Origin of the sequence: Pseudanabaena biceps PCC 7429 (assembly GCF_000332215.1) — a bacterium.
GTDB classification, from domain to species: domain Bacteria; phylum Cyanobacteriota; class Cyanobacteriia; order Pseudanabaenales; family Pseudanabaenaceae; genus Pseudanabaena; species Pseudanabaena biceps.
This window is the reverse complement of record NZ_ALWB01000460.1, coordinates 1-887: the sequence shown is the minus strand read 5'-3', so window position 1 is coordinate 887 and position 887 is coordinate 1. Positions and strand designations below refer to the sequence as shown.

Annotated in this window: 1 protein-coding gene; it reads left to right on the top strand. The window is 44.2% G+C overall.

What is annotated here, in order from left to right:
- Positions 1–268: 268 nt before the first annotated feature.
- A partial coding sequence (locus PSE7429_RS23105; protein WP_009629836.1) for a phospholipid carrier-dependent glycosyltransferase occupies positions 269–887 on the top strand: 619 nt, incomplete at its 3' end.

Genomic DNA, 887 nt, shown 5'->3' with positions numbered 1-887 from the left:
TGCGGCGCACGCCGCGCGTGCGCCGCAGGTTTTAGGATTTTAATTGTGCTGAGGTACTTAAGAAAGCCTTTTGTATTTGAAAATATTTGAAAAAACTCCCAATTGGTAATACCAAAGCTCAAAATGGCTACGCCATTTTGAGCTTTGAAAACTCTTACTGGGTTTGGTTTTCAATTCACAAAAGTGTTGTCACACTTTCGTGAACTGGTATAAATCAAGAACTGATTGCCGAAAAGTTAGTGAAAACTCCTTAAAACAGAAATTTTAGATGAGCAACTGGATCGATCGCCTAATTATTAATCCATTCGCTCGTTCGTTCGCTCGTTTGTCCGATCACCTAATTTGGTTGTCTGGACATCCCGTATTTGGAGTAATGGTGATCGTCTTCATCGCATTTTCGACACGCCTATGGAATTTGGATGGCACGGCGGATATCGTGTTCGATGAGGTTTATTACCCCAAATTTGCCCAAAACTATTTGCATGGGGAAACTTTGTTTGACGCGCATCCGCCCTTAGCTAAGTACATCATTGCCCTTGGGATTCAACTTTTGGGCTATGCCCCCCTTGGCTACCGCTGCATGACTGCCTTAGCAGGAGCGTTATTGCCTTTAGTTATCTATGAGTTTATTTGGCAATTGAGCGATCGCCGCGACTGGGCTTGGCTAACGGGTTGTTTTGTCGCCTTGGATGGTTTGCTATTGGTAGAGTCAAGATATGGGTTGATTAATACCTATATCTTGCTATTTGGAATGCTGAGCCAATTATGTATGGTGTTAGCCCTGAAGCGATCGCGCCAACGTTGGTTTTGGACGCTTGTCACGGGTTTAATGCTGGGGGCTTCGTTTAGCGTTAAATGGACGGGCTTAGCCTATATCATCGGGTTAA